General features: G+C 68.1%; 26 protein-coding genes, 1 tRNA gene and 1 pseudogene. 10 read left to right on the forward strand and 18 right to left on the reverse strand.

Translation table 11 applies throughout. From position 1 onward, the window contains the following. Positions 1-53: 53 nt before the first annotated feature. Genes KBZ13_RS10350 through KBZ13_RS10365 form a run of 4 tightly spaced genes read right to left on the reverse strand, consistent with a single transcriptional unit; the run spans position 54 to position 4,715 of the window. Complete coding sequence (locus KBZ13_RS10350; RefSeq protein ID WP_255008864.1) at positions 54-1,760, reverse strand: NAD+ synthase; 1,707 nt, start codon at positions 1,758-1,760, stop codon at positions 54-56. Continuing rightward, entirely contained in the window at positions 1,760-2,392 is a 633-nt protein-coding gene (locus KBZ13_RS10355; RefSeq protein ID WP_255008865.1) for a nicotinate-nucleotide adenylyltransferase, read from the reverse strand. The genes KBZ13_RS10350 and KBZ13_RS10355 overlap by 1 nt, the downstream gene beginning before the upstream one ends. Next, positions 2,389-3,705: a GTP-binding protein gene (locus tag KBZ13_RS10360; protein WP_255008866.1), complete on the reverse strand. Its 1,317-nt coding sequence runs from the start codon at positions 3,703-3,705 to the stop codon at positions 2,389-2,391. Before KBZ13_RS10360 ends, KBZ13_RS10355 begins: the two co-directional genes overlap by 4 nt. Continuing rightward, positions 3,702-4,715: a CNNM domain-containing protein gene (locus KBZ13_RS10365; RefSeq protein WP_255008870.1), complete on the reverse strand. Its 1,014-nt coding sequence runs from the start codon at positions 4,713-4,715 to the stop codon at positions 3,702-3,704. Before KBZ13_RS10365 ends, KBZ13_RS10360 begins: the two co-directional genes overlap by 4 nt. A gap of 113 nt (positions 4,716-4,828) precedes the next feature. On the opposite strand from KBZ13_RS10365, the gene KBZ13_RS10370 reads away from it, so the two are divergent. Next, the gene (locus KBZ13_RS10370; RefSeq protein WP_255008872.1) at positions 4,829-6,148 is read left to right on the forward strand and encodes an aminopeptidase P N-terminal domain-containing protein; all 1,320 of its coding nucleotides are present in this window, start codon (positions 4,829-4,831) and stop codon (positions 6,146-6,148) included. Positions 6,149-6,177: 29 nt separating this feature from the next. On the opposite strand, the gene KBZ13_RS10375 is transcribed toward KBZ13_RS10370, so the two are convergent. Next, positions 6,178-7,017 carry a TIGR01548 family HAD-type hydrolase gene (locus KBZ13_RS10375; RefSeq protein ID WP_255008874.1) on the reverse strand — a complete coding sequence of 280 codons (840 nt, stop codon included), beginning with the start codon at positions 7,015-7,017 and terminating at the stop codon, positions 6,178-6,180. On the opposite strand from KBZ13_RS10375, the gene KBZ13_RS10380 reads away from it, so the two are divergent. Beyond that, complete coding sequence (locus KBZ13_RS10380) at positions 7,001-7,483, forward strand: 30S ribosomal protein PSRP-3 (RefSeq protein WP_255008876.1); 483 nt, start codon at positions 7,001-7,003, stop codon at positions 7,481-7,483. The two genes, KBZ13_RS10375 and KBZ13_RS10380, sit on opposite strands and share 17 nt — an antisense overlap. Positions 7,484-7,827: 344 nt before the next feature. Here KBZ13_RS10380 and atpC read toward each other — a convergent pair whose 3' ends face one another. Together atpC and atpD are read right to left on the reverse strand one after the other, a co-directional pair. After that, on the reverse strand, positions 7,828-8,241 hold the full coding sequence (gene atpC / locus KBZ13_RS10385) for an ATP synthase F1 subunit epsilon (protein ID WP_255008878.1): 414 nt from the start codon (positions 8,239-8,241) through the stop codon (positions 7,828-7,830). Between the two features lie 3 nt (positions 8,242-8,244). After that, positions 8,245-9,723, reverse strand: a complete 1,479-nt coding sequence (gene atpD / locus KBZ13_RS10390) for a F0F1 ATP synthase subunit beta (RefSeq protein ID WP_255008880.1) — start codon at positions 9,721-9,723, stop codon at positions 8,245-8,247. 255 nt (positions 9,724-9,978) lie between these two features. On the opposite strand from atpD, the gene groES reads away from it, so the two are divergent. Continuing rightward, positions 9,979-10,290 carry a co-chaperone GroES gene (gene groES / locus KBZ13_RS10395; RefSeq protein WP_255009109.1) on the forward strand — a complete coding sequence of 104 codons (312 nt, stop codon included), beginning with the start codon at positions 9,979-9,981 and terminating at the stop codon, positions 10,288-10,290. Between the two features lie 118 nt (positions 10,291-10,408). Further along, positions 10,409-12,043, forward strand: a complete 1,635-nt coding sequence (gene groL / locus KBZ13_RS10400) for a chaperonin GroEL (protein ID WP_255008882.1) — start codon at positions 10,409-10,411, stop codon at positions 12,041-12,043. Positions 12,044-12,186: 143 nt separating this feature from the next. Here the strand turns inward: groL and msrB are convergent, their stop codons facing one another. From msrB to gpmI, 3 genes are read right to left on the reverse strand one after another with little or no spacing between them, the layout of a single operon-like run. Then, positions 12,187-12,666: a peptide-methionine (R)-S-oxide reductase MsrB gene (msrB, locus tag KBZ13_RS10405; RefSeq protein ID WP_255008883.1), complete on the reverse strand. Its 480-nt coding sequence runs from the start codon at positions 12,664-12,666 to the stop codon at positions 12,187-12,189. A 14-nt stretch (positions 12,667-12,680) separates the two neighbouring features. Beyond that, on the reverse strand, positions 12,681-12,911 hold the full coding sequence (gene secG, locus KBZ13_RS10410) for a preprotein translocase subunit SecG (RefSeq protein ID WP_255008886.1): 231 nt from the start codon (positions 12,909-12,911) through the stop codon (positions 12,681-12,683). 16 nt (positions 12,912-12,927) lie between these two features. Beyond that, a complete protein-coding gene (gene gpmI, locus KBZ13_RS10415) occupies positions 12,928-14,511 on the reverse strand; it encodes a 2,3-bisphosphoglycerate-independent phosphoglycerate mutase (RefSeq protein ID WP_255008888.1) in 1,584 nt (527 codons plus the stop codon). 240 nt (positions 14,512-14,751) lie between these two features. Between gpmI and pyrR the strand changes: the two genes are divergently transcribed. After that, positions 14,752-15,333: a bifunctional pyr operon transcriptional regulator/uracil phosphoribosyltransferase PyrR gene (gene pyrR / locus KBZ13_RS10420; protein ID WP_255008889.1), complete on the forward strand. Its 582-nt coding sequence runs from the start codon at positions 14,752-14,754 to the stop codon at positions 15,331-15,333. A gap of 4 nt (positions 15,334-15,337) precedes the next feature. Here the strand turns inward: pyrR and KBZ13_RS10425 are convergent, their stop codons facing one another. From KBZ13_RS10425 to KBZ13_RS10435, 3 genes are all read right to left on the reverse strand, one after another. Next, positions 15,338-15,559: a ferredoxin-thioredoxin reductase variable chain gene (locus tag KBZ13_RS10425; RefSeq protein WP_255008891.1), complete on the reverse strand. Its 222-nt coding sequence runs from the start codon at positions 15,557-15,559 to the stop codon at positions 15,338-15,340. 61 nt (positions 15,560-15,620) lie between these two features. After that, the gene (locus KBZ13_RS10430) at positions 15,621-16,451 is read right to left on the reverse strand and encodes a hypothetical protein (RefSeq protein ID WP_255008893.1); all 831 of its coding nucleotides are present in this window, start codon (positions 16,449-16,451) and stop codon (positions 15,621-15,623) included. Positions 16,452-16,585: 134 nt separating this feature from the next. Next, a complete protein-coding gene (locus KBZ13_RS10435; RefSeq protein ID WP_255008895.1) occupies positions 16,586-18,151 on the reverse strand; it encodes an Hsp70 family protein in 1,566 nt (521 codons plus the stop codon). 99 nt (positions 18,152-18,250) lie between these two features. Between KBZ13_RS10435 and KBZ13_RS10440 the strand changes: the two genes are divergently transcribed. From KBZ13_RS10440 to KBZ13_RS15820, 4 genes and pseudogenes are all read left to right on the forward strand, one after another. Next, a complete protein-coding gene (locus KBZ13_RS10440) occupies positions 18,251-18,481 on the forward strand; it encodes a DNA-directed RNA polymerase subunit omega (RefSeq protein WP_255008897.1) in 231 nt (76 codons plus the stop codon). Positions 18,482-18,485: 4 nt separating this feature from the next. After that, positions 18,486-18,899 carry a DUF1818 family protein gene (locus KBZ13_RS10445; protein ID WP_255008907.1) on the forward strand — a complete coding sequence of 138 codons (414 nt, stop codon included), beginning with the start codon at positions 18,486-18,488 and terminating at the stop codon, positions 18,897-18,899. Positions 18,900-19,152: 253 nt separating this feature from the next. Then, positions 19,153-19,233, forward strand: a pseudogene (locus KBZ13_RS15815) (hypothetical protein); the annotation flags it as partial. Between the two features lie 40 nt (positions 19,234-19,273). Then, complete coding sequence (locus KBZ13_RS15820; protein ID WP_409995643.1) at positions 19,274-19,579, forward strand: DUF2811 domain-containing protein; 306 nt, start codon at positions 19,274-19,276, stop codon at positions 19,577-19,579. 22 nt (positions 19,580-19,601) lie between these two features. On the opposite strand, the gene KBZ13_RS10455 is transcribed toward KBZ13_RS15820, so the two are convergent. Then, positions 19,602-20,063, reverse strand: a complete 462-nt coding sequence (locus KBZ13_RS10455) for an EVE domain-containing protein (RefSeq protein WP_255008909.1) — start codon at positions 20,061-20,063, stop codon at positions 19,602-19,604. 126 nt (positions 20,064-20,189) lie between these two features. Between KBZ13_RS10455 and KBZ13_RS10460 the strand changes: the two genes are divergently transcribed. Further along, complete coding sequence (locus KBZ13_RS10460) at positions 20,190-20,927, forward strand: hypothetical protein (protein ID WP_255008911.1); 738 nt, start codon at positions 20,190-20,192, stop codon at positions 20,925-20,927. Here the strand turns inward: KBZ13_RS10460 and murD are convergent. The 4 genes from murD to KBZ13_RS10480 all read right to left on the reverse strand — a co-directional run bounded on the left by murD (position 20,916) and on the right by KBZ13_RS10480 (position 23,834). Then, on the reverse strand, positions 20,916-22,319 hold the full coding sequence (murD, locus tag KBZ13_RS10465) for a UDP-N-acetylmuramoyl-L-alanine--D-glutamate ligase (RefSeq protein WP_255008912.1): 1,404 nt from the start codon (positions 22,317-22,319) through the stop codon (positions 20,916-20,918). The genes KBZ13_RS10460 and murD overlap by 12 nt on opposite strands. A gap of 26 nt (positions 22,320-22,345) precedes the next feature. Next, positions 22,346-22,417: transfer RNA gene (locus tag KBZ13_RS10470), tRNA-Val, on the reverse strand. Positions 22,418-22,512: 95 nt separating this feature from the next. Then, a complete protein-coding gene (locus tag KBZ13_RS10475) occupies positions 22,513-23,331 on the reverse strand; it encodes a photosystem II S4 domain protein (RefSeq protein ID WP_255008913.1) in 819 nt (272 codons plus the stop codon). Beyond that, on the reverse strand, positions 23,331-23,834 hold the full coding sequence (locus KBZ13_RS10480; RefSeq protein ID WP_255008914.1) for a hypothetical protein: 504 nt from the start codon (positions 23,832-23,834) through the stop codon (positions 23,331-23,333). Before KBZ13_RS10480 ends, KBZ13_RS10475 begins: the two co-directional genes overlap by 1 nt. Between the last annotated feature and the right edge of the window lie 16 nt (positions 23,835-23,850).

The raw sequence follows: 23,850 nt of genomic DNA on the forward strand, positions 1-23,850 counted from the left end.
ACCAGGTTGGCGACTCAGCCGGCTGATCGCCAACGAAGAACGGCATTCTCGCCTCAGTCGGCGGCGGCGATCGGCATCCGCCAACCGGTTCCGAAGGCCCGGCGGCTCACCTTCAGCAGCGGCGGGGCCTGGCGGCGTTTGAATTCCGCTCGTCTCAGCAGTCGCTGCACCCTGTGGGCCAAGGCCGGGTCGATCCCCGCTTCAATCAGATCCTCCGGGCTGCGCAGCTCATCGATGTAGGCCGCGAGGACCGGATCAAGCACGGAGTAGTCGGGCAGGGAATCGCTGTCCTTCTGGTTTGGGCTGAGCTCGGCGCTCGGAGGTTTCTGGCGGATCGCCTCGCCGATCAAGGGGCCTTCGGCCGCCAGGCCGACCCGTTGTCGGGAAGGACCGGATTCAGGGGCGTCAAGCCAGGCGCAGAGGGCGAAGACGGTGCTCTTGTAGAGGTCGCCGATCACGGCCAGGCCGCCGTTCATGTCGCCGTAAAGGGTGCAGTACCCCACGGCCAGCTCCGACTTGTTGCCCGTGGAGAGCAACAGCTGGCCCTGCTGGTTGGCCAGGGCCATCAGCAGGGTGCCCCTGATCCTGGACTGCAGGTTCTCGGCCGCCAGGCCCGTGGGCGGCCCAGCGAGGGGGCCATCCAGGGTTGAGGCGAACTGCTCCATCAGCGGCGCGATCGCCACGGTGTGGTGGGCGATCCCGAGGGTGCCGGCCAGGGCCAGGGCGTCGCTGATCGATCCGGCGGAGCTGTAGGGGGAGGGCATCAGCAGGGCCTGCACGCGCTCCGGACCGAGGGCGGCCACGGCCAGGGCGGCCACCAGGGCCGAATCGATGCCGCCGCTCAAGCCCAGCAGCGCCCGCTGGAAGCCGCATTTGCGCGCGTAGTCCCGCAGCCCCAGCACCAACACCTTGAACAGCTGCTCCATCGCCGGCGGCAGGGCCGGAGTGGCGGTGGCCTGGAGCTCTCGCGGAGCCTCATCAACGTCGTAGGTCCAGAGGCCCAGGTCCTCCTCGGCGCAGGCCAGCTGCAGCCGCACGCTGCCGCCTGGATCGATCACGAAGCTGGAGCCGTCGAACACCAGCTCGTCGTTGCCGCCCACCTGGTTGACGTAGACCACCGGGCAGCCCAGCCGCGCCGCCGCCGCCTGGGCCAGCTGGTGGCGCAGGGCCGCCTTGCCCTGGCCGAAGGGTGAGGCCGAGAGGTTGATCAGGAGCTCGGGGTGAAGCGGAATCAGTTCAGCGATCGGGTCGGGACCGGCCAGCCGCGGGATCGGCAGGGTTTCCTCCACCCAGAGGTCTTCGCAGATGGTGAGGCCCAATCGCCAGCGGCGACCTCCCACGGGTAACTCCAGCAGAGCGGGCTGGTCGGAGCTGCGGAAGTAGCGCCGCTCGTCGAAGACGTCGTAGCTGGGCAGCAGGCGCTTGCGGGCCACGATCCGCCACTGGCCCGCCTGCACCAGGGCGGCGGCGTTGAACAGGCCAGGCTGCTGGCCCCCCGGCAGGGGCTCGCTCACCCCCAGCACCAGGTTCAGTTCGGACGGCAGTTGGCGCGCCAGTTCCCCCAGCAACTTGTCGTGCTCTCGCTGCAGGGCCGGGCGCAGCAGCAGGTCCCGCGGCGGGTAACCCCAGAGGGCCAGCTCGGGGGCCACCACCAGATCGGCGCCGGCAGCGGCCGCCTCAATGCAGCGCTGGGCCAGCCGCTCGGTGTTGCCACGCAAATCGCCCACCAGCGGATTGATCTGGGCCAGGGCGAGCCGCATCAGCGCAGGGGGCGGGCGGCTGCAGGGCCGCCGGTGGCCGTGCCTGCCAGGCCATAGAGATTGTGTTTCCGCAGCACCGGCAGGAGCTCATCTGGGATCAAGGCTGGATCAGGCTGTTCGCGGATCTGGGAGCTGGCGGCGGCGGGGATCTCCAGGGGCAACACCTCAAGGTTGGCCCCCAGCTGGAGCAGGCGCTCCAGCTGTTCGGCTCGCAGGGGCCAGCCCTGGCGGGGCACAACCGCCAGTCGGCAGGCGGCCAGGATCCCAGCGGCGTCGTACCAGCGCGGCAGCTGATCCACCAGGTCGCTGCCAAGGACGAACACCAGTTGGGCCCCAGGCCAGCGCCGCTGGGCTGAGCGAAGGCTTTCGATCGCCCGCGGGCTGCTGAGCGCCTGGTCGAGGATCAGGCGTGGGTTGGCCAGACCGCTCACCAGGGCCTGGAGCAACGCCGAGCGAACCGCCAGTGGCGCCCCGTGGTGCTTGAGAGGATTGTCGCTGGCGTAGGTGGCCACCAGCGGAAAATGGCGGGTGAGCCCCTCGAGCAGGGCCCGGTGGCCCAGGCTGGGGGGATCGGCACTGGTGCCGAACAGGGCCACGACCGCAGGGTCCGAGGAGCCGTTGGGTTCGCTCATGGCAACAAGGCCTGGAGCGGTGGAGCGGTGTCCAGCGTCTGCCACTGCACCAGCCAGCGTTGCACTTCAGGATCCTGGCGGGCCAGGCGGCGCAGCAGGGCGCCGGGGCGCGCGGCCCCCACCTGGGCGCCGCGCAGCAGTTCGCGGGCGGCCAGGCGCCCGGTGCGCCGGGTGGCCACCACCGCCAGGGCCACCTGGGCCAGGGCCACCGGCGCCGCCGGCGCCAGGCTCAACCCGCCGCTGAGCGGGGCCGCGAGCACCAGCATCTGGCGCAAGGCGCCCAGCAGCAGCTGGATCCCCAGCTGGGCGCCCCCCAGCAAGGCGCTCTGGGCCGAGATCCGCCCGAGCATCAGCCGGGCCTGGGGGCCATCGAGCTGCAATCCATAGAGACGGCAGAGCTGAACCACCAAGGTGGTGTCCAGGGCCAGGGCACCGGCCACATCCAGGAGCACCAGAGGGTTGGCCGCGACGCTGGTGGCCTTGAGGGCGGCGAAGCGGCCGATCAGGCCCCGGGCGGCCTCGCGGCCGTGGCCCAGCCGCCAGTGGTGCAGACGCTGGCTGAAGCGGTCCGCGGCCCGCAGGCTGTTGAGGGCCAACAGCAACAGGCCACTGCGCCGGAGCAGGGCGGTGAGCTGTTCTTGCAGCGGTTCGATCCGGGCCGGCTCCCGCTCGCTGCGCACCCGTCCATCGGCCAGCAGGGTGGCGCGGCGGGGGGCGGCGGCCACCGTCACCAGCTCCAGAGCGGCCGCCGCCGCCGGCAGCCGGCGGCGGATGCTGGCCTCCAGGTCGCCCAACTCATCGCTGGGCCAGCAGTCGCTGCGGTTGAGCACCAGCATCAGGGGGGTGCCGCCCCGGAGCAGGGCCTCGAGGGCCTCCAACTCGGGGGCCGTCAGGTCGCCATCGAGCACGAACAGCACCAGATCGGCCCCCAGGGCCACCCGGGCCGCCAACCGCTGGCGAGCGCTGGCGGCGATCTCATCGATCCCGGGGGTGTCCACGAGCTCCACCCGTTCCAGCCCAGTGATCGCTTGCTTCCAGGGGGCGTGCTCCTGACGGCGGGTGCAGCCGTGGGCCACGTCGGTGGCGAAACGCCCCTCCCCCAGCAGGGCATTGAGCAAGCTGGATTTGCCCACCCCCACCCGGCCGAACACCGCCACCCGCAGGCGCCGTTGGCGCAGGCGCTCCAACTGGGCATCCAGGGCGGCCAGCTCAGGCCCCAACACGGAGCGTTCCCGGGGCGAGAGCCTCAGCTCCGGGCGCCAGCGCTCCAGCAGGGCGGTGCAGCGTTCGGGGCTGGGGGGGGTGGCGGTCATGGGGTTTCCGGCTTGGCCGCTGAGCGCGGCCGCCACCAGCCTGCGAGCACCGCCAGCACCGCATCGGCGCCGATCAGACCGACGAAGGCTCCGAACTCATCAACGACCACCCGCACCGAATGGTTGCTGCGCCGGAAGGCGGTGAGCAGCCGGTCGGCGCGGATCATCTCCGGCACGAATTCCACCTGTTCGGTGTGGCTGGCGACGCTGGAGCCTCCCTGACCCATGAGCAGGGCAGCCAGCAGATGCTCGCGGCTGGCGACCCCGAGAACTTCGTCCACTTCCTCCCCCAGCACCACCCACCAGGCGGCCGTGTTGCCGAGCAGGTTGTCCCGCAGCGCGGCCAGCTCGGCATGGCCCGCCAGGGTGGGGGCCGCCACCCTGGGCACCATCAGATCCCTGGCGGTCAGGTCGTTGAGCTGGAACACCTTGCCGATCATGGCGGCCTCATCGGCCTCGATCTGGCCCTTTTGGGAACCCAGCCGCGCCAGCAGGCGGATCTCTTCCTCGTCGGTGGCCAGTTCGTTCTCGGCCGTGATCGCCGGCATCAGCCACTCCAGCAGCACCACCAGGGGCAACATCAGCCGCAGCAGCAGCGCCACCGAGGCCGCGCTGGCCAGGGACAGGGGCAGGGCCAAGCTGCTGCCGAGGGATTTGGGCAGGATCTCACCCAGCAGGATCACCAGCACCGTGAGGCCCACCGAAAAGAGCGGCAGGGCGACTCCGCCAATGCCCTGCTTTTGGAACACCCAGCCGGCATAGCTGCCGAGCATCAAGCTGCCGAAGATGTTGAAGGCGTTGTTGGCGATCACCAGCACCGCCAGGGCGCGGCCGAGCCGGTTCTTGAGCAGCTGCAGGGAACGGGCCCCCCGGGGTGGGTTGGGCCGCCCGGCCAGCTCGTGCACCCGCAGGGGGTTCACGGTGAGGATCGCCGCCTCCACGCCGGAGCAGATGGCCGAACCGACCAGAATCACCACCACCAGACCCACCAGGCCGATGAGTTCGTTCATGGCCGTTGGGTCATGCGGGCCTGAATCGGAGGCTGGGGGCCACAGCTGAGCTGGCGATCTGACACTCTCATTTAATCGGCTATGCCATCTTCCCGCTGTACCTCCCTGCCCCCATGGTGACCGACTCAGCCGAGTTCCAGCAGCGCCGCTCCCGTTTTCTTGAGCAGTTGGGCGAGGTGGCGGCCGTGATCCCGGCTTCGCCGCTGGTCACCCACCACGCCGATGTGGAGCATGCCTTCCGCCAGAACAGTGATTTCTGGTACCTCACCGGCTTCGATGAACCCGGGGCGGTGGCCCTGTTCCTGCCCCATCGCGCCGAGAACCCGTTCGTGCTGTTCGTGCAGCCCAAGGAGCCGACGGCGGAGGTCTGGAACGGATTCCGCTGGGGCTGCGAGGGGGCGGTGGAGCGCTTCGGCGCCGACCTCGCCCATCCCCTGGCTGAGTTGCCGGATCGTCTCGGCCCCTACCTGATGGGGGCCGGCGGCATCGCCTTTCGGGTGGGCCGGCATCCGGAGCTGGAGCCGCTGGTGCTCAAGGCCTGGGGCCAGCAGCTCGATCGAGCCCCCCGCAGCGGCCAGGCGGCCCTGGGCCTGGTGGCCCCCTGCCCGATCCTGCACGGGCTGCGGCTGCGCAAGAGCCCGGCGGAGCTGGAGCGGTTGCGGGAGGCGGCGCGGATTTCCGCTGAGGCCCATGAGTTGGCGCGCCTGGTCACCCGCCCTGGGCTGGGCGAGCGCCAGGTGCAGGCGGTGATCGAGCAGCATTTTCTTGAGCAGGGGGCGCGGGGGCCCGCCTACGGCTCGATCGTGGCCGGGGGCGACAACGCCTGCGTGCTCCACTACACCAGCAACAGTTCCACCCTGGCGGCCGGCGACCTGCTGCTGATCGATGCCGGCTGCAGTCTGAACGACTATTACAACGGCGACATCACCCGCAGCTTCCCGATCGACGGTCGTTTCAGCCCCGAGCAGCGGAACCTCTACGAGCTGGTGCTGGCGGCCCAGCTGGCCGCGATCGAGCGCGTGGCGCCGGGGGCGGATGCCGAGCAGGTGCATGACACCGCCGTGCGGGTGCTGGTGGAGGGACTGCTGGAGCTGGGGCTTCTGAGCGGCTCGGTGGACGGGGTGATCGAGCAGGGGGCGTACCGGCACCTCTACATGCACCGCACCGGCCACTGGCTCGGGCTCGATGTGCACGACGTGGGCGCCTATCGGCTCGGGGAGCATCCCGTGCCGCTCGAGCAGGGCATGGTGCTGACGGTGGAGCCGGGGATCTACATCAGCGATCGGCTGCCGGTGCCCGAGGGACAACCGGCGATCGCTGAACGCTGGAAGGGCATCGGCATCCGCATCGAAGATGACGTGGCGGTCACGGCCCAGGGCCACGAGGTGCTCACAGCGGCGGCCCTCAAGGCCGTGGCGGCGATGGAGCGCTGACGGGTTGGACGAGTGTGGAGGCGGAAGCTTCAGGGCTCCAGCCAGGCGAGCAGCTGATCAGAGCTCAGATCTGAGGTGCGGCCGAGCAACCGGTCGGCACCAGCGGCACGCAGGGCCTCCTCGTAGCGGTGTCGGGCGGGGGCATCGCCATGGAGGTGCGGGGGCGCCACCGCCAGACTGAGCAGGGCCTGACCCGGTTGGCTCAGGCGGGCCTGTTCCACCGTGAGCACATCGGCGACGGTGTCGCCCAGGTAGGCGATCGGGGGGGATCCAGGGCCCAGGGGCCGGCCCGCCAGCCGCTCCGCCAGCCGCAGCAGCCCTGTGGGATCGGGCTTGTCGGGGGCATCGCCCATCGCGATCAGGGGCGGATCGCTGAGCCCCAGACGAGCTTCGAGCACATAGCGGGCCGAGGGTGGCTCAGCGCCGCTCACGAATCCCCAGGCGACCTCGGCGTCAGTGAGTGCCGCGAAGAAGCCTGGCTCCACCAGCAGTGGCTCGCTGCGGATGAACCCCCGCCAGAGGGAGGGATCGCCCTCCGGGTCGCCGCCGAAGTAGAAGCCGCTGAACACCTCCACCAGGGCCTCGAAGGCCGGCAGGTCCGCCAGCTCCCCCCGGCGCAGGAGTTCCAGGCTGGCCTCCCAGTCGTTGTTCCAGCGACCTTCGCCCTTGAGGGCATCGATGTTGCTGGCGCTCGGCCGCCAGCCGCCGAAGTGGTACACCGTTTCCACCAGGGCCCGGCGGTAGCTGCCGCTCACGTCCCGGATGACGCCATCGATGTCGAACAGCAGGATGGCTCGGGGGCTCAGAAATGCTGCTCCTGCGGCTGGTAGGTTAGTTGTTTGATCCCAAGTCTTGAGCGCAGAAACCATGACGGGCCCTGAGAGCGTCGCAGTGAGCGCGGCCATTCCCGAGGCTGGCCTCCCCGACGACGACACCACCCAGGGCCGTCCGGTGCTGCGGGGTGCGAGCGCCGCCCTGGCCACGGCCACTCTCGATGAAAACGGCGTCCCCTCCGGGCGCACCCCCAAGCCCGATGAGGGCCGCTTCCTGCTCAAGATTCTCTGGCTCCCCGACAACGTCGCCCTGGCGGTGGATCAGATCGTCGGCGGCGGCCCCAGCCCCCTGACGGCCTACTTCTTCTGGCCCCGGGAAGATGCCTGGGAAACCCTCAAGGGCGAGGTTGAGGGTAAAAGCTGGATCACCGACAACGAGCGGGTGGAAATCCTCAACAAGGCCACCGAAGTGATCAACTACTGGCAGGAGGAAGGCAAGGGCAAGTCTCTCGATGAGGCCAAGCTCAAGTTCCCCGATGTGACCTTCTGCGGGACCGCCTGAGTCCGGCATCGTTGCCTCCCCAGGCTTCGGGTGGCGCCTCTTCTGGGGCGCTTTTTCATGGGTGGATCCCTTAGTTCTGGCAGGTGAGACGGGTTTGTTCACGCCGCACGGTTCATTCAGCGCCGTTGATCGTGTGTGATCCAACGAGGCAGGGAGATTGGATGCGCGCGCATCCCCTCCGTTCGTCAGCGTCAGCCACCCACCTTTACCCGATGGCGCGCTTTGCGGCACACAGAGGATGATGCTCAACTATCGGACCTGACTTCGCAGCCATTCCCCTGGACCATCAGGTCATGGGGAGAGAGGGTCTGAGGGGCTTTCCGCCAGGGGCGAACTGGCTCGAATCAGAGGATCGAGGCGCGGGTGGCTTGCAACCGGGCCCGGGCGCGGGACAGCTCCTGTAGTGCCTTCAACTTCTTGGTGCTGGAGGGTTGACCCTCAAAGCCGCTGGCGGCCTGCTCCGCCTTTTCGAGTTCCTGTTGGGCGGCGGCGGGGTCGATGGCGGCACCGAGTTCGGCGCCGTTGACGAGCACCGTGACCTGGTCGGACTCCACTTCGGCGAAGCCGCCGAGCAGGGCGATCGCCTTCCAGCCGCCAGATTCCCGCAGCCGCAACACACCCACATCCAGGGCGGTGAGCAGAGAGATGTGCCCAGGGAGGATCCCCAGTTGGCCTGTCGTGCTGGGCAGGATCACCTCATCGGCGCTGCCGTCGAAGAGGCTTTTGTCCGGGGCCAGGACGCGAAGAGTCAGTGCCATGGATCAGGCCTTCGCTTCAGCGAGGATCTTGGCCGCCTTGGCACGCACCTGGTCGATGTTGCCCACCAGATAGAAGGCCGCTTCGGGGAGATCGTCGAGTTCGCCAGCGAGGATCAAGTTGAAGCCCTTGATGGTGTCTTCGAGCTTCACGTATTCACCGGACTGGCCGGTGAAGATCTCCGCCACGAAGAAGGGCTGGGAGAGAAACTTCTCGATCTTACGGGCCCGATCCACCGTGCGGCGGTCATCTTCGGAGAGCTCGTCCAGACCCAGGATCGCGATGATGTCCTGCAGTTCCTTGTAGCGCTGCAGGGTGGACTGCACGGTGCGGGCGGTGCGGTAGTGCTCATCGCCCACGATCGCCGGCTGGAGCATGGTGCTGGTGGAGTCCAGGGGATCCACCGCCGGGTAGATGCCTTTGGAGGCCAGGCCGCGGCTGAGCACGGTGGTGGCGTCTAGGTGGGCGAAGGTGGTGGCGGGCGCCGGGTCGGTGAGGTCGTCGGCGGGAACGTAGACCGCCTGGATGGAAGTGATCGAGCCTTCGAGGGTGGAGGTGATCCGCTCCTGGAGCATGCCGACGTCGGTGCCAAGGGTGGGCTGGTAGCCCACGGCGGACGGCATGCGCCCCAGCAGGGCGGACACTTCGGAGCCGGCCTGCACGAAGCGGAAGATGTTGTCGACGAAGAGCAGCACGTCCTGCTTGTTCACATCACGGAAGTGCTCGGCCATGGTGAGCGCCGAGAGACCCACGCGCATGCGGGCACCGGGGGGCTCGTTCATCTGCCCGTAGCAGAGAGCCACCTTTGATTTGGAGAGGTCATCGGGGTTGATCACTCCGGATTCCTTGAATTCCTCGTAGAGGTCGTTGCCCTCACGGGTGCGCTCGCCCACGCCGGCGAAGACGGAGACACCGCCGTGCTCCTTGGCGATGTTGTTGATCAGCTCCTGGATCAGCACGGTCTTGCCCACACCGGCGCCACCGAACAGGCCGACCTTGCCGCCCTGGCGGTAGGGGGCGAGCAGGTCGATCACCTTGATGCCCGTTTCGAACACCTGGGGCTTGGTTTCCAGTTCGGTGAGCTTGGGCGCGTCGCGGTGGATTGAGGCCGTGAGGGTGGTGGCCACCGGACCGCGCTCATCGACGGGTTCGCCAAGCACGTTGAAGATGCGGCCCAGGGTGGCCTCACCCACGGGCACGGAGATCGGAGCACCGGTGTCGAGGGCTTCCATGCCTCGCACCAGGCCATCGGTGGTGCTCATCGCCACGGCGCGCACCCGATGGTCACCGAGGAGCTGCTGGACTTCAGCGGTGAGAGCGACCTGCTGACCGGCGGAATTCTTGGCCTCGATCCGCAGGGCGTTGAAAATTCTGGGCAGCTTGCCGGCGGGGAATTCCACATCAAGAACCGGGCCGATCACCTGACGGACGATTCCTTTGGATCCGGTGGTGGCGCCTTTCTTGGCGGGGGCAGCAGCAGCCATGGGTGATGGAAGTTTTCTGAGGAGGCGCGCAGCGGGGAGCACACCCAACTGGAGCGGCGTCACCTTACCACTTGGGCCTCCCCCAACCGGCTGATCCTTCTGGGCGCCTGCTTCTCCATGGTTCGGTCACCCGCACGCCGGCGTCCTTGCTGAGATCGAGGCCAGTAACCTAGGTTGGCACTCGAGCTGGCCGAGTGCTAACTCGGTCGCCCCGTGGCGCACTTCGCGCCACATCTGTTGCTCTCGAACCTATCTATGGCTGCTGTTTCTCTCAGCGTCTCCACGGTCAAACCGCTCGGAGATCGCATTTTCATCAAGGTGTCCGAGTCGGAGGAAAAGACCGCCGGCGGTATCCTTCTGCCTGACACCGCCAAGGAAAAGCCCCAAGTGGGTGAAGTGGTCCAGGTGGGCCCCGGCAAGCGCAACGAAGACGGCAGTCGCCAGGCTCCTGAAGTGAGCATCGGCGACAAGGTGCTGTACAGCAAGTACGCCGGCACCGACATCAAGCTCGGTACCGACGAGTTCGTGCTCCTGTCCGAGAAGGACATCCTCGCGATCGTCAACTGATCAGTTCACTGATCCTCCGAACGCTCGGCTGAACCTTTGGCTGCGGCCCATCGCCGCCCCCAGGCCAGCCTGAGCCGATCACTCAATCAACCTGTTCACCGAAAGGACATCGCCTTCCATGGCCAAACGCATTATCTATAACGAGCAAGCCCGCCGGGCCCTCGAACGCGGCATCGACATCCTGGCCGAAGCCGTCGCCGTCACCCTCGGTCCCAAGGGCCGCAACGTGGTGCTCGAGAAGAAATTCGGCGCCCCCCAGATCATCAATGACGGCGTCACGATCGCCAAGGAGATCGAACTCGAAGATCACATCGAGAACACCGGCGTGGCCCTGATCCGTCAGGCCGCCTCCAAGACCAACGACGCCGCCGGTGATGGCACCACCACCGCCACCGTCCTGGCCCATGCCATGGTCAAGGCCGGTCTGCGCAACGTGGCCGCCGGCGCCAACGCCATCACCCTCAAGAAGGGCATCGACAAGGCCGCCGATTTCCTCGTCAAGAAGATCGAGGAGCACGCCAAGCCGATCTCCGATTCCAACGCCATTGCCCAGGTGGGCACCATCTCCGCCGGTAACGACGAAGAAGTGGGCCGGATGATTGCCGACGCCATGGACAAAGTCGGCAAGGAAGGCGTGATCTCCCTGGAGGAAGGGAAGTCGATGACCACCGAGCTGGAGGTCACCGAAGGCATGCGCTTCGACAAGGGCTACATCTCGCCCTATTTCGCCACCGACACCGAGCGCATGGAAGCGGTGCTCGATGAGCCCTACATCCTGCTCACCGACAAGAAGATCGGCCTGGTGCAGGATCTGGTGCCCGTGCTCGAGCAGATCGCCCGCACCGGCAAGCCCCTGCTGATCATCGCCGAGGACATCGAGAAGGAAGCCCTCGCCACCCTGGTGGTGAACCGTCTGCGTGGCGTGCTCAACGTGGCCGCCGTCAAGGCTCCTGGCTTCGGTGACCGCCGCAAGGCCATGCTCGAGGACATCGCCGTTCTCACCAACGGTCAGCTGATCACCGAGGACGCCGGCCTCAAGCTCGAGAACACCAAGCTGGAGATGCTGGGCACCGCCCGCCGCATCACCATCAACAAGGACACCACCACGATCGTCGCCGAAGGCAACGAGGCGGCGGTGAAGGCCCGCTGCGAGCAGATCCGCAAGCAGATGGACGAAACCGACTCCTCCTACGACAAGGAGAAGCTGCAGGAGCGTCTGGCCAAGCTGAGCGGCGGTGTGGCCGTGGTCAAGGTGGGCGCCGCCACCGAAACCGAGATGAAGGACAAGAAGCTGCGTCTGGAAGATGCCATCAACGCCACCAAGGCGGCCGTTGAAGAAGGCATCGTTCCTGGCGGTGGCACCACCCTGGCCCACCTGGCCCCGGCTCTGGAAGAGTGGGCGGCTGCCAACCTCACCGGCGAGGAGCTGATCGGCGCCACCATCGTGGCTTCCGCTCTCACCGCTCCGCTGATGCGGATCGCCCAGAACGCCGGCGTCAACGGCGCCGTCGTGGCTGAGCATGTGAAGGGCATGCCCTTCAACGAGGGCTACAACGCCGCCACCGGCGAGTACGTCGACATGCTGGCTGCCGGCATCGTGGACCCCGCCAAGGTGACCCGCTCCGGTCTGCAGAATGCCGCCTCGATCGCCGGCATGGTGCTCACCACCGAGTGCATCGTGGCTGACATGCCCGAGAAGAAGGAAGCGGCTCCCGCCGGCGGCGGCGGCATGGGCGGCGACTTCGACTACTGATCGTCCTCTGGGGCGGGGGCTCGCTCCCGCTGCCTTCACCAGGGGCGGAGGGGAAACCTTCCGCCCTTTTTTCATGGTTGCCAGAGCTGCCCACGGGCCTGTCCCGTGGCTGAGTTGGCGGTCCAGGGTCCTGCGACGCAGCCTTAATCGGCTTTGAACGTGAGGGCCACCCCGTTGTTGCAGTAGCGCTTGCCGGTGGGCCGTGGGCCGTCCGCGAAGACGTGGCCCTGATGGCCGCCACAGCGCCGGCAGTGGTATTCGGTGCGGGGGAAGAGGAGTTTGAAGTCGGTGCGCGTGGCGATGGCGGTGGGCAGCGGTTGCCAGAAGCTGGGCCAGCCGGTGCCGCTGTCGAATTTGGCCTTTGAGCTGAACAGGGGCAGCTGGCAGCCGGCGCAGCTGAACGTGCCTGCGCGCTTCTCCTGGTTCAGGGGGCTGCTGAAGGGCCGTTCGGTGCCCTCACGGCGCAGCACCTCGAAGGCGGCTGGGCTGAGCCGGCGCCGCCACTCGGCCTCGCTCAGTTGCCAGGCGGCTTCCCCCGCTGTCGTTGCCGCATCAGCTTTGCGAGCCCCCAGGAGAGGAGAGAGCAAGGCGGCGAAGCTGGCCAGCAGGTGGCGCCTTGGCATCCGAACGCCGCCCTTCAACGGAACCAGCCGGCGCTGATCGCGACCGCCAGACCAAGGAAGGTGGCCAGCAGCGACCAGGTGATGCGGTTGAGGGTGGTTTCAGCGCTGCGGGCGCTGCTGAACATGGAGCCACCACTGCTGGCCAGACCACCCATGCCATCGCCCTTGGGGCTGTGCAGCAACACGCTGATGATCAGCAGCACACCACTGGCGGACCAGATCCAGGTGATGACGGTTTTAAGCATCGAATCAGCCTAGGGGTCAGACCGGCAGGGTCTGGGCGAGGAGCTCGCTCCGATGGATGGCCCCCAGCGGTTCGATCAGGGAATGACCGGTCATGTTGGCGGGCTGGGGCAGGCCCAGGATCTCCAGCAGGGTGGGGGCGATGTCCGCCAGCCCAGCTCCCTCGCGCAGGCGAAGATCGTTGCCGTGGCCGGGCAGCTTGCGCTTTTCGCCCTCCACCAGGATCACCGGCACCGGGTTGGTGGTGTGGGCTGTCCAGGGGCGGCCATCGGGGGTCTCCATCACTTCGGCATTGCCGTGGTCAGCGGTGATCAGCAGGGTGCCGCCGGCCCGGTTGGTGGCCTCCATCAACCGCCCCACGCAGTGATCAACCGTGGCGATCGCCTCGAGGGTGGGGGCCATCAGGCCGGTATGGCCCACCATGTCGGGGTTGGCGTAGTTGATCACCACCAGGGCATAGATCCCCTTGTTGATGGCCTTGATGCAGTCGTCGGTGAGTTGCTCGGCCGCCATGGCGGGGGCCAGGTCGTAGGTGGCGACCCGTGGGGAGGGCACCAGATGGCGATCTTCTCCGGGGAATGGTTTTTCGATGCCGCCGTTGAGGAAGTAGGTGACGTGGGGGTATTTCTCGGTCTCCGCCGTGCGCAACTGCCGCAGGCCGTGTTCGGAGACCACCTGACCCAGCAGCCCATCGAGGGATTCGGGGGGAAAGGCCACGGCCACCGGCAGATCGAGGGCGTATTGGGTGAAGGTGACCACATCGAGCGTTGGGTGCCGCTCACGGACGAAGTGGTTGAAGTCGCTGAACACCAGCGCTCGCATCAACTGACGCACCCGGTCGGGGCGGAAGTTGAAACACACCACACCATCGCCATCGGCGAAGGCCCCTGGGGCGAGCCGCACCGGCTCGAGGAATTCATCGGTGATGCCGGCGGCATAGGACGCTTCGATGGCCGCCTGGGCCCCAAGACCCATGAGCTCACCGGGTTCGGTGTAGAGGCGGTAGGCCTTTTCGGTGCGCTCCCAGCGGTTGTCCCGGTCCATGGCCCAGTAGCGGCCGCAGAGGGTGGTGATGGCGCCCACGCCACTGGCTTCGATCTGCTCTTCGATGCGCTGGATGAACTGGGGGGCGCTCAAGGTGGCGGTGTCGCGGCCGTCGGTGATCACGTGGATGCACACCTTGTGCAGATCGGCCCCAGCCGCCCAGCGCAGCAGGCCGCCCAGGTGGTCGATATGGCTGTGGACGCCGCCGTCGGAGCAGAGACCCAACAGGTGCAGGGTGCGGCCGCTGGCGCGCAGGCGCTCGGCCAGGGCGTTGAGGGCGTGGTTGTGGTCGATGCTGCCGGAACTCACCTCCTGGCTGATCCGCACCAACTCCTGGCGGATGATGCGGCCGGAGCCGATGGTCAGGTGGCCCACTTCCGAGTTGCCCATCTGATCGTCAGGGAGGCCCACATCGGCGCCGCTGGCCTGGATCAGGGTGTGGGGGTAGGCATGCCAGAGGGCATCCATGACCGGAGTTTCCGCCGATCGGATGGCGTTGTGGGCGCTCTCGTGGCTGTAGCCCCAGCCATCCAGGATCGCCAGCACCACAGGGGCCATAGGGGCGGAGGTCGCCGAACCCGCGATCACTGGGGAGAGCGGCTCCAGGGGCTTTGGACTGGGATTGGAGGAAGAAATCGGTAGCACCCCTGCTTTGTGACGTTTTCAGTCGTGATGCCGTTTCAGCTCCAATTTACAGCCTGCTCCAGGGCCGATTGGCCCTAGGAGCCCCAGCGTTAGCTTTTCGGGATGCGGCAGGCCCACCAGGTTCCATACGATGGGGTTTCGCCGAGAAGGCCCATGGCACGGTCCTCCTCCAGCCCCGCCACCAGCCCCGCCTCTGGCACCCCGTTTCAGCGCTTGGAGCTGCTTTCGGCCGCCGATCTGCGGCGCACGCTCAAACGGCTGGCCTCCCAGGTGTTGGAGGGCGTGGCCGACAGCCGGCAGCTGCTGTTGCTGGGCATCCCCACCCGAGGCGTGGCCCTGGCCCAGGAGCTGGCGGCGGAGCTTGAGCTGATCTGTGGCCACCCGATCGACCAGGGCAGTCTCGATCCCACCTTCCATCGCGACGATCTCGGGCGCATCGGAACCCGACTGGTGGAGGCCACCTCCCTGCCGGGTGGTCTCGATGGGCGCCAGGTGGTGCTGGTCGATGACGTGATCTTCACAGGGCGCACGGTGAGGGCGGCCCTGGAGGCCCTGCAGGAATGGGGCCGACCCCAGCGGGTGTTTCTGCTGGTGATGGTGGACCGGGGTCACCGCGAATTGCCGATCCAGCCCGACTTCTGCGGTCGTGTGGTGCCCACCAGCCGCCAGGAAAGCATTGCCCTGTGCCTGGAGGCCATCGACGGCGAAGAGGGCGTGTTCCTGCTCAAGCCCTGAACGTTCAGGCCAGGGGGGTGAGTTCGTCGTCCCGGAAGTGGGCGCGGAACTTGCCGAAGGCCACGATCACGGGCAGCGTCGGGCTGATCGGCCGCCCTTTCCAGTCGCTCAGCACCTGGTGCACCTGCCCCACCTGGCCCTGGAGATCGAATGGTTCGCCGCGGTGTTCGGGGTGGGTGTACACCACCACCTCGGTGCTGACCTTGACCTGATCTCCCGGTTGCATCGGCTGATCGCGCTCGGGCGCCATCCTGTCATGGGCCGCCCTGAAGTGACGAGCGCTCCCTTCAGCGCTGGCAGGCGCTTTCGGGACCCGATTCCACCACTTTGCCCCCGAGTTCACGGCAGGCCAGCTTGAAGGCCTTGAAATCGTCCATGCCCTGGGCGATGTGGCGGCGCACGGCAGAATCCAGCTGCTCCATGGGCACGGTGGTGGGCAGACCGCTTTCGTGGCTGTGGTGGTCATCTTCCTTGGCTTTGAGGCTCAGCAGGCCCTTGCTCACCTGCTGACGCAGTTCAAGCGAGCGTTGCTTCCACCAGGGGTGGTCGATGCGGTTGAGGGCATCGAGGGCTTCCCACCAGCGCTTGGCGCCCACCAACTTGCGGCTGCGCTCCAGCTGCAGCCGGTTGCGGGCCCATTCCTCCTTGAGGTTGTCCCCCAGGGCGCTGCCGTCGGGGCGGTGGTCTTCGTTCATCGGGGCCAGCAGGGCCAGGGCGCCGCTCAGGTCCCCCTGCCGGTAGCGATCGAGGGCCCTTCGTTGCAGATGCTTTTGCCAGGCCAGCAGCTGGCGCTGGTCTTCGGGGCTGCCCGCATCGGAATTCACGAGCTGCAACTGCAGCCTCATGGCCTCGCGCCAACGCTCGGCCTTCCAGAGGCTTTCGGCCTTGAGGCGCCGGCACTGCCCCTGCTCCTGGGGGGCGCGATCCCCCAGCCAGCGCAGGGCGGCCAGCTGCTCGCTGTAGCGCAGGCAATCGTCGAGCTTGCCTGTGCGGGCCGCCCGCTCGAGGCGATCGGGCAACTGGGTTTCCCACCAGTGGGCCGCCAGCACCGCTCCGCTCACCAGCCCGAGGGTGAGCGCGAGCCAGAAACGTGGAAGCCTGTGCCGGCGGATGGCCAAGGCGAAGCAGGTGCGGAGCGACGCTCAGTTCTAGGGATCCGCCGGCCCCGCCAGCAGGGCGAAGGGGCAGAGCGGCCGTCGTCCCATGGTCGGGGCGTGCTGAGGGGTGTGCTGATGGGACGGACCCGTCTGAGTCAGCGCACCGCGCCGAGGGCCATGGCCGATGAGCGCTCACCGGTGATCAGGTCTTCGCTTTCGAGCACCAACCGGCCCGCCGCGTCGATGCTGAAGCGCAGCCGCAAGCGGTCGACCCCCTGCCGGCCCGGCGGATCCAGCGCCAGCTGCAGGCTGGGGCCGGCCCAGGGCTCCACGGCGGGGGGCCCCGCTGGCCGGCTGCGCAACTGGGGCAGACCGTCGATGAACACCACCTCAGCGCGTTGATCGTTGCGGGGCTCCCCCAGGGCGAGCTCCAGTTCCGCCTGCCCATCGCGGCTGCAGGCCAGAACCATCTCCAGCGGCCGGCCCGTGGGCCAGCTCTGGCCGGCCAGGAAGAGGGGATGCCAGCGGTGCTCGAAGCTGCGCCGATCCCAGCAGCGCAGGGAGACCCCCCGGGCCAGCACGTCTTTGACCTGGACGCCGGGGGTCAGGGCGAGGGCCCCCAGGGCCACGGCCTCGATCGGGCGCTCGTCCCGCAGGGGCACGGCCGGGCAACGCTCGCTGAGCCACTGCCGGATCAGGGGGATGCGGCTGCTGCCGCCCACGGGCAGCACCGCGTCGATCTGATCGAGATCCAGGCCCTCCGCCCGTCCAGCCGCCAGCACGGCGTCCAGCAGCTGATCGAGGGCGCTCAGCAGGCCCCGCTCCCGCAGCAGGGCTTCGAGGTCACGGCGCTCCAGCCTCAGGGCCCTGGGCGCCGCCGCCGCCCCCGGCAGCCAGGTCACCACGGCCTCGGGGGCGCTCGAGAGGGCGCATTTGAGTTGTTCGGCCGCCTCCAACAGGCTGCCGCTGGGGGAGGCCTCCGGCACCAGCGCGGCAGCGATCCAGCGGTCGATGTCCCGCCCCCCCAAGGCCAGGCCGGCCTTGCCCACGACCCGGGCGCAGCGCAGGGCTTGGCGGCTGTCATCGAGGCGCAGGCCTCCGAAGCGCAACAGCTGCGCGATCGGTGCCGCCTTGCCCTCCCCCCCCTCCAGGGCCACCAGCGACAGATCGATCGTGCCCCCCCCCAGGTCAACCACCAGCACGCGGCTGCCGGGGGGCAGCCCGGCGCCGATGGCCGCCGCCGTGGGTTCGTCCACCAATGCGATCTCCTCCACCGGCAGGTCGGCGGTGGCCTGCTGCAACCACTGGCGGTAGCGGCGGTAGCTGTCGATCGGGGCGGTGAGCACCAGGCGCCGGGGCTGCAGTTCCCCAGGGAGCCGCTTCCAGATTCGCTCCAGCAGCAGCCCCCCGACCCGCTCCGCTGACAGGGGCCCTGGCGCTCCAGGCCGGTCCTCGCTGGCGGCACCGATGCGCCGCTTGAAATCCCTCCACAGCAGGGGGCTGTCCTGGGCGCTGGGGCCGGCTTCAAGCACCTGGCGGCCGATCAGGGGGCGGAGGTCCCCGGGCCCGCTGAACCAGAGCAGGCTGGGGATCACCGCCGGATCACTGCAGCTGTAGGGGGGGATCTCCAGCAGCCGGCCCGGGGTTCCGTCCCCGGCCTGGAAGGCCACCACGGTGGTGGTGCTGCCCATGTCGATCGCCAGGGTGCCGTCCTGGGCCATGGCAGGGGCGGGGCGCGGGGGCTTCCGTTCTATCGGTGGCAGGGCGCCTCTGGGTCCGCAGGGCCCTCCCCTAGAGTTATTGGATTGGCTGGATTCTTCATGTTCATCGGCAGCGATGTAAGCCCCAAGGAGCTGGCCCAGCGGGCCGAGAGCCTGATCCGTCAGTCGAGCAACCGTTACCTCACCACCGTGAAGATCGCCTTCCGAGCCAAGCAGCGCCGGTTCGATGATTTCGACGGTCTGTTGGAAGATTCGATGATCAAGCCCGTCCAGCGGGCCATCGTCGAACTCAGCGATGAGCAGGACCAGCCGGACCTGCTGCCGGGCTGAGGGCTTGGACCCCCAGCAATGGGAAGGAGAGGGCTGGCGCCTGGGATGTGATCCCGGGCGCCAGCCCTTTTCCGTGCTGATCGGAGGCGAGGGCTGGGCCGTGGAGCTCACGGGCGCCGAGGCGGCGGGGCTGCGCCAGGCCCTGGGGTGCCTGGTGGCCCAGCACAGCGACCTGACAGGACAGCTGATGGCGGAGGAGACGATCGAACTGGAGCTGGAGAGCGGCCCCTGGTGGCTGGTGCTGGCGGGGGATCGCCACAGTTGGCGGCTGCGGATCGTGCTCACGCCCGAATCAGGCCAGCGGGCCCTGGAGGTCAGCTGGGGCCTGGGGGCCAGCGCCGCCTTCGCCCGCGCCCTCGAGCAGTTGCCCCAGGCCCTCGATCGGCAGCCGGAGCTGGGGCTGGGCGCAGCGCCCTGATGGTGCCCATGGGCACTGTTCTGTGAGATCAACCGACCAAATCGGCTGCCGATCAGCACTGCTGATCGGAGCGACAGGCCCGGAGTTCTCCCACAAGTGAGCTGGGTTTTGCACCGATTTTCCACAGGTGACGGGACCCGGACCGCCTGCCCCCACAGCAACCTGGGGAGAACGGCCGCGATCTTGGTCGTCCCCTTGACAGCCGTGGCGGGCCGCTCCAGGCCCGGGGCCGACTTACGGGGCGTTGCCGAAAGTGCCTGCCAGTGCAGGGATCTCAGCCTTGGACGCCAGGGATGGTCGCCGCCTGTGGCGATTTGACGCGGCTGCGGCGGTGTGGGGAACTGGTGCCCGTACGCCGAGGCTGAATGAACCCGATGTCCCCCAACCAGTTGAACGCAGCCGTGGCCACGGGGCCTTGGGCCGGTGGGTTGGAGGTCCCTTCGCTGGGGGAGGACGGGTCCTCAGAGGTGGTGGCGGCAGATGTGATGGCGTCCATGGTCAGCCTGCGGGCCGAGGTGCCCGAAGCGTTGCTGATGTCGATGCGCGGGTTCATCGACGCCCACCCCAACTGGGACCAGTACCGGCTGTTTCAGGCCGCCCTGGCGGGGTTTCTGGTGCAGAACGGGGTGCAGAGCCGGGAGGTGACCCGTTGCTACCTGGCCAACATGTTCCGCCGCTGAGCCAGGGGGCTGACCAAGCGCCTCAGGCGGGCTCCCCCAACAGCGCGAAGATCCGCTCCGCCGCGGCCTGGGGCACCGGCAGGATCGAAAGCCGGTTGCCCCGACGCACCACAGCCAGCTCCTCGACACTGAAGTTTTCCCTCAGCTCATCGAGGCTCACAAGCCGTTTGAAGCTGCGCTCGTAGCGCAGGCGCACGCAGTCCCAGCGAGGGGCCTCGGGTTTGGAAGCCGGATCGAAGTACTTCGAGCCCGCATCGAACTGGCTGGGGTCCACCAGCTGGGTCTCGATCACCTCCATCAAGCCGACGATCCCTGGCGGTTGGGTGTTGGAGTGGTAAAAAAACGCCCGATCGCCCACTGCCATGGTGCGCATGAAGTTTCGGGCCTGGTAGTTGCGGATTCCATCCCAGAGGGTGGTGCCTTCCTGCTCCAGATGGGCGAGGCCGTAGACATCCGGTTCGCTCTTCATCAGCCAGAAGGCCATCGCTTGCTGGGGCATCGCTTGGGTCGCGAGTGAGTCTATGGAGAGCGCCTGTCAGGAGCGCAATGTGTCGGCGTTGTTGGCTGGAGCGGCGAAGGCGACTAAACAGGGCCCATTGGTTCTTCTTCCATGACCAGCACCCCTGACCAAGAACCACCTGCGGACCCCAAAGCTTCACTTGGACCCACGCTGCAATCAGCCTGGAACCTCTACAAGGCCAACTGGCAGGCCTACGTGCTCACCCAGCTGGTCATCCTTGGCCTGGCGCTGGTGTTCGGTGTGATCACGGCACTGACCACCGTTCTCGCCCAGGTGCTCACCGGTGGCTTCCTCCAGGACAGTGGAAGTGGATCAAGCTGGGCCGAAGGGCTGCAGGCTCTGCTGAATTTCCCCTTCCAGATCGTCTATCAGGTGCTGGTGAGCCTGTTGGGGGTGCTGATCGTGGCCTTCCCCGCGCTCTACTACGCCACCGGCCAGCACCCTGATTTCAACAGCGGTCTGGCGCTGCTGCGCAAGAACTTCTGGCGCTATGTGCTGGCGGGACTGCTGGTGTCGGCGGCCACGGGGATCGGCTTGCTGGCCTGCCTGGTGCCCGGGATGATCGTGGCCTTCATCACCCCGATCTACATCCGCCGGGTGTTCACCAGCGAGGAGCCGATCTGGCCGGCCTTCCTGGCCTGCTTCCGTGATCTGTTCAACAGCGGCTTCGGCTGGGGCCTGGTGGGCTACGAGCTTCTCGCCGGATTGCTGGTGCTGATCTCGGCCCTGTTCTGCCTGGTACCCGTGATCGTGACCGGCCCCCTGGCGGCGATCTTCATCCAGCAGTACCTGGTGAGTCGACGCCTAGGGGAGCCCTCAGAGGCCTGAGACCAGGTGGCGGAAATGCTCGCCGCGGGCCTCAAAATCGCTGTACTGATCGAAGCTGGCGCAGGCCGGTGAGAGCAGCACCGCCGAGGCGCCCAGGCGTTCGGCCAGGGCCTGAGCCCCTGGCACCGCCTCGCCAAGGCCCTCGAGCCTCAGCACCTCGCCCCCATAGCCGTGGCCGGCCAGCAACGTCTCAAAAGGCTGGGCGGCTGCGCCGTAGAGCACCACGGCGGGGGCATGGCGCTTGAGCTGCTCGATCCAGCCGCTGGCATCACCCTGCTTCGGCTCCCCGCCGGCAAGAACCACCACGGGCTTGGCCAGGGCTTTGACGGCCACCTCGGCGGCATCGAAGTTGGTGGCCTTGCTGTCGTTGAAGTAGCTGATGCCATCGAGCTCCCGGAGGAACTCCAGGCGGTGCGGCACCCCGGGGAAGGAGCGGAAGGCCTGCTCCATCTGCTCGGGCGAGAGGCCCAGCTCCAGTCCGACGGCGGTCGCCATCAGCATGTTCTGACGGTTGTGGGCTCCCGGCATCGTCAGGGCTTCGGCGGGAAAGAGGGGCCCGCAGGCGGCCGTGACCTGGTCGTCCTCGATCCAGAGCAGCGGATCGAGACCTGCCGGCAGACCCCCGCGCGGTCCCGCCGTGATCCAGCGAACGTTGGGGGTGTCGTCCCAGCTGGCAGCCCGCTCGGCCAGGTCGGGGTCATCGCCGTTGAGCAGGCGCAGGGCGGAGCGCTCCAGCAGGGAGCGCTTGATGGCGCGGTAGGCCTCCAGGCTGCCGTGGCGCTCCAGGTGGTCGGGGGTAAGGGTGGTCCAGAGACCGATGCGCGGGCGGAGGCAGGCCGCCGCCTCGATCTGGTAACTGCTCAGTTCCACCACCAGCCAATCAGGCTGGGGTAGCCCCTCGGAGCGGCGCTGCAGGGCCAACTCGGCGGCCGAGCGGCCGACGTTGCCGCACATCGGCGCATCCAGCCCGGCGGTCCCCAGCAGATGGCTCACCAGATGGGTGACGGTGGTCTTGCCGTTGGTGCCGGTGATGCCGATCCAGGGCACCGTGGAGAGGGCAGCCCCCCAGGCCACCGCCATCTCGCCAATCACCTCCACCCCCGACTGGCGCAGCTCCACCAGGGTGGGGTGGTCCCAGCGGATGCCCGGGCTGACGACCACCTTGACCGCCCGTCCCCCCGGCCAGTGGAACGCCTCGATCGCCAGGGGGGTGTTCAGGCACACCTGAATTCCTTCGGCCTCCAGTTCGGCGGCCAGGCGCTGCTGCTCGTCAGCGCCTTTCGATTCGATCAGCCGCACCCTTTCGCCGGTTGCGGAGAGCAGGCGGGCGGCGCCAATGCCAGAGCGTGCCAGGCCAATCACGACGGTGAAAGGTAGATCCGCCGTGATCATTTCCAGGCTTTGTTGATAAGAACAAATGGGCGATACTGGAATCGAACCAGTGACTCCTACCGTGTCAAGGTAGTGCTCTACCTCTGAGCTAATCGCCCCTCTGGGCCTCAGCCCAAGCTCCGAAAACCTAGCAGCCGCCCGCGCGGGTCTCCCCGCGCCCCAACGCCAGCGCCCCTTCGGCTTGATCGCCCGATCAGCGGCGCAGCATCACCAGCCGCCAGCGCTCCCGTTTGGTGGGCTCCACCGCCTCGATCGTCAGCTCGCCCCGGTTGTCCAGCTGGATGCGATCTCCCGCCACCAGCTCCCGGCTGGGGCTGCTCACCGCCGCCCAGTTGAGGCGCACCGCCCCGGCGCGGATCAGCGCGACCATGCGGCTGCGCGAAAGCCCGAACCCGGCCGAGGCCACCGCATCGAGCCGGCAGGAGGCCTCCACGCTGCTGAGCCGCCGGGGTGCCCGTCGGCTGGGGAATTGCAACTGCTCCAGGCTCAGACGTTCGATCTGCACTGGCACCGTTCGCACCAGCAGCGGGCCCTGGTTCTGTTGCTCCAGCAGGCGCTCGGCCAGCTCCGGGGTGGCCAGCAGCTGGGCGCCCCGGTCGCCGCGCACCCAGAGGTCCCCTAGGTCGCCTGGCTCAGCGCCCGCGGCCAGCAGGGCGTTGCGGAAATCGCTGGCATCGGCGGGATCGAACAGAAAATTGCCGGCCAGTTCCAGGGCGGTGATCGGGGCCGGTGCCTCGGCTTCGCCCGCGGGCGGCCCGGCCTCCTCCCCCTCGCCCGTGCGGCGGCTGAAGCAGAGGCGACTCCGTTCGGCCTGGGGCCAGCCGCCACGGGCCGTCACGGTCAGTTCAGTGAGCTGCCCCAGGCGCTCTTCGGCCTCCTCGGCCACGGCCGCCGCCACGAACGGGCTCCAGCGGGGCTGCCAGGTGCGCAGGGCCTCCTCGGCCTGGTCGATCAAGGCGCCCAGGTCAGTGGGCGCACGGCTCCCGTCCAGCAGGCTCTGGCGGGGCAGCATCAGCTTTCCGCCAGGGTCACCACCGCCTGGACCCCGGCCTTCTGCAGCAGGCCCATCGGCAGCTCGACGCCGCGGGGGGTCTCCACCAGCAGCAGCCAGTTGCCTTCGTTGAGCCGGTTGCGCAGGCTGCGGATGCGGTCGTCGTCCTCGGGAACGATGCTGGCGGCGGCGGCGAAGCTGCCCATCCAGCCGGAGGCCATCCCCAGCAGGCCGCCCATCAGCGGTTCGCCCCAGGTGCCGAGGAAGGCAAAGGTCTGCAGGTCGGTGATCTGGGTGAAGGTGAGGCCGGCGAAGAAACCGAAGGGCATCAGCCAGCGGGCCATGCTGCGCTGCCGCAGGCGGCGGCCGATGGCGGGATTGAGCCGTGCCACCGTGAGCACGTCGGTTTCCTGGTCGCCGATCGGCACCAGCGCGCTGGGGGGCGGGTTCAGCTCGGCGAGCTGATCCCTGAGCCGGTGCAACTGGCGGCGATCCGCCAACACCGCCACCACACAGTTCCCCACGTCAACCTTGCGTACC

Origin of the sequence: Cyanobium sp. ATX 6F1, from assembly GCF_024346315.1 — a bacterium.
In the GTDB taxonomy this organism is placed as follows: Bacteria; Cyanobacteriota; Cyanobacteriia; order PCC-6307; family Cyanobiaceae; genus ATX-6F1.

Excerpts from the sequence above, each read along its gene's own strand:
- KBZ13_RS10350 (WP_255008864.1), bottom strand. The coding sequence starts at position 1,760 with ATGCGGCTCGCCCTGGCCCAGATCAATCCGCTGGTGGGCGATTTGCGT.
- KBZ13_RS10355 (WP_255008865.1), bottom strand. The coding sequence starts at position 2,392 with ATGAGCGAACCCAACGGCTCCTCGGACCCTGCGGTCGTGGCCCTGTTC.
- KBZ13_RS10360 (WP_255008866.1), bottom strand. The coding sequence starts at position 3,705 with ATGACCGCCACCCCCCCCAGCCCCGAACGCTGCACCGCCCTGCTGGAG.
- KBZ13_RS10365 (WP_255008870.1), bottom strand. The coding sequence starts at position 4,715 with ATGAACGAACTCATCGGCCTGGTGGGTCTGGTGGTGGTGATTCTGGTC.
- KBZ13_RS10370 (WP_255008872.1), top strand. The coding sequence starts at position 4,829 with ATGGTGACCGACTCAGCCGAGTTCCAGCAGCGCCGCTCCCGTTTTCTT.
- KBZ13_RS10375 (WP_255008874.1), bottom strand. The coding sequence starts at position 7,017 with ATGGTTTCTGCGCTCAAGACTTGGGATCAAACAACTAACCTACCAGCC.
- atpC (WP_255008878.1), bottom strand. The coding sequence starts at position 8,241 with ATGGCACTGACTCTTCGCGTCCTGGCCCCGGACAAAAGCCTCTTCGAC.
- atpD (WP_255008880.1), bottom strand. The coding sequence starts at position 9,723 with ATGGCTGCTGCTGCCCCCGCCAAGAAAGGCGCCACCACCGGATCCAAA.
- groES (WP_255009109.1), top strand. The coding sequence starts at position 9,979 with ATGGCTGCTGTTTCTCTCAGCGTCTCCACGGTCAAACCGCTCGGAGAT.
- groL (WP_255008882.1), top strand. The coding sequence starts at position 10,409 with ATGGCCAAACGCATTATCTATAACGAGCAAGCCCGCCGGGCCCTCGAA.
- msrB (WP_255008883.1), bottom strand. The coding sequence starts at position 12,666 with ATGCCAAGGCGCCACCTGCTGGCCAGCTTCGCCGCCTTGCTCTCTCCT.
- secG (WP_255008886.1), bottom strand. The coding sequence starts at position 12,911 with ATGCTTAAAACCGTCATCACCTGGATCTGGTCCGCCAGTGGTGTGCTG.
- gpmI (WP_255008888.1), bottom strand. The coding sequence starts at position 14,511 with ATGGCCCCTGTGGTGCTGGCGATCCTGGATGGCTGGGGCTACAGCCAC.
- pyrR (WP_255008889.1), top strand. The coding sequence starts at position 14,752 with ATGGCACGGTCCTCCTCCAGCCCCGCCACCAGCCCCGCCTCTGGCACC.
- KBZ13_RS10425 (WP_255008891.1), bottom strand. The coding sequence starts at position 15,559 with ATGCAACCGGGAGATCAGGTCAAGGTCAGCACCGAGGTGGTGGTGTAC.
- KBZ13_RS10435 (WP_255008895.1), bottom strand. The coding sequence starts at position 18,151 with ATGGCCCAGGACGGCACCCTGGCGATCGACATGGGCAGCACCACCACC.
- KBZ13_RS10440 (WP_255008897.1), top strand. The coding sequence starts at position 18,251 with ATGTTCATCGGCAGCGATGTAAGCCCCAAGGAGCTGGCCCAGCGGGCC.
- KBZ13_RS15820 (WP_409995643.1), top strand. The coding sequence starts at position 19,274 with ATGTCCCCCAACCAGTTGAACGCAGCCGTGGCCACGGGGCCTTGGGCC.
- KBZ13_RS10455 (WP_255008909.1), bottom strand. The coding sequence starts at position 20,063 with ATGGCCTTCTGGCTGATGAAGAGCGAACCGGATGTCTACGGCCTCGCC.
- KBZ13_RS10460 (WP_255008911.1), top strand. The coding sequence starts at position 20,190 with ATGACCAGCACCCCTGACCAAGAACCACCTGCGGACCCCAAAGCTTCA.
- murD (WP_255008912.1), bottom strand. The coding sequence starts at position 22,319 with ATGATCACGGCGGATCTACCTTTCACCGTCGTGATTGGCCTGGCACGC.
- KBZ13_RS10475 (WP_255008913.1), bottom strand. The coding sequence starts at position 23,331 with ATGCTGCCCCGCCAGAGCCTGCTGGACGGGAGCCGTGCGCCCACTGAC.